Annotated in this window: 2 protein-coding genes; both read left to right on the forward strand. The window is 63.6% G+C overall.

The annotated features are described in order from the left end of the window. The coding region (gene flhF, locus GUY40_RS12655) for a flagellar biosynthesis protein FlhF (RefSeq protein WP_166569282.1) at positions 1-1,262 on the forward strand (1,262 nt) is incomplete at its 5' end. Positions 1,263-1,361: 99 nt separating this feature from the next. Then, a partial coding sequence (locus tag GUY40_RS12660) for an AAA family ATPase (protein WP_166569283.1) occupies positions 1,362-1,485 on the forward strand: 124 nt, incomplete at its 3' end.

A 1,485-nucleotide genomic window follows, 5' to 3' on the forward strand; every position in this document is an offset into this window, starting at 1 on the left:
GCGATGAGCTGGGGGCCGACGCCGCCATCATCGGCAACCGGCGGATTGCTGGCGGTGTCGAGCTGACGGCGGCGCTCGACTACAAGTTGTCGGCGCTGGCACCGAGCGTGCCGAACGTCGAACTCGAAACCGAATTGCGCAAGACCCAGTCGCGCATTGTCACCGCGCAGGCCGAATTGAGCATCCGCAACGACAGCGACGCCAATACCAATGGCCAGCTGTTCGCCGGCCTGCCGTTGACCGCTGCCGAGCCTTTGATCGAACCGCATTTCGACGAGCCGCCACGCCCGGCCCCGGCTCCGGCCATGCCGCCGGTGGACCAGCGGCTGTTCGACTCCATGCGTTCGGAACTCAACGGCTTGCGCGAGCTGCTGGAAGTCCAGCTAGGCTCATTGGCCTGGACCCAGCTGCAAGGCAGCAAGCCACAACAGGCCAACCTCTGGCGGCGCCTGCAGCGCATCGGCCTGTCCGGCCCGCTGTCGCGCGAGCTGCTGGAACTGACCTGCGAAATCGAAGACCCGCGGCACGCCTGGCGCATGCTGCTGGCGCATCTGGCACGCAAGATCGCGGTGCCGGAAATCGAGCCGATCGAAGAGGGCGGGGTGATCGCCATGGTCGGCCCGGCCGGCATGGGTAAAACCACCACGCTGGCCAAGCTTGCGGCGCGATACGTGCTCAAGTACGGCTCCCAGAACCTGGCGCTGGTGAGCATGGACAGTTTCCGCATTGGTGCTCAGGAGCAGCTCAAGACCCTGGGGCGGATCCTTAACGTGTCGGTGACTTACGTCGATCCGGGGCAATCCCTGGCCCAGGCCCTGGAGCCGCTGCTGCGCAAGCGCGTGGTGTTGATTGACACCGCCGGCCTGCAGGCCAGCGACCCGGCCTTGCGCATGCAACTTGAAAGCCTGGCCGGGCGTGGCATCAAGGCCCGCAATTATCTGGTGCTGGCCACCACCAGCCAGAAACAAGTGCTCACTGCTGCCTATCACAGCTACAAACGCTGCGGGCTGGCAGGGTGCATCCTGACTAAACTGGATGAAACGGCTTGCCTCGGCGAAGTGCTGAGCCTGGCCATCAGTCATGAATTGCCGGTTGCCTACCTTACCGATGGCCCGCGCATTCCTGACGACCTGCACGTGCCACGCCGTCATCAGCTGGTGAGCCGTGCGGTGAGTGTGCAGATGCAAGAAGAGCCCAGCGAAGAGGCCATGGCCGATATGTTCGCTGATCTCTACCACAACCCCGGCCAGCGAGTGGGCTGAGGTGAACGTGATGAAGCTGCAAAGTACCTGCATTGACGGGCTGCCTCACGCAGCCGGTCATGTGACCGCGGTCTAAGCAAGACAAGGTAAAGAACGAATATGGGCAGCATGCATCCCGTACAGGTGATCGCGGTGACCGGCGGCAAGGGTGGCGTCGGCAAGACTAACGTGTCAGTGAACTTGTCCCTGGCGCTGGCTGAGCTTGGCCGTCGTGTCATGCTGC

It is taken from the genome of Pseudomonas sp. R5(2019), assembly GCF_009905435.1.
Lineage (GTDB): Bacteria > Pseudomonadota > Gammaproteobacteria > Pseudomonadales > Pseudomonadaceae > Aquipseudomonas.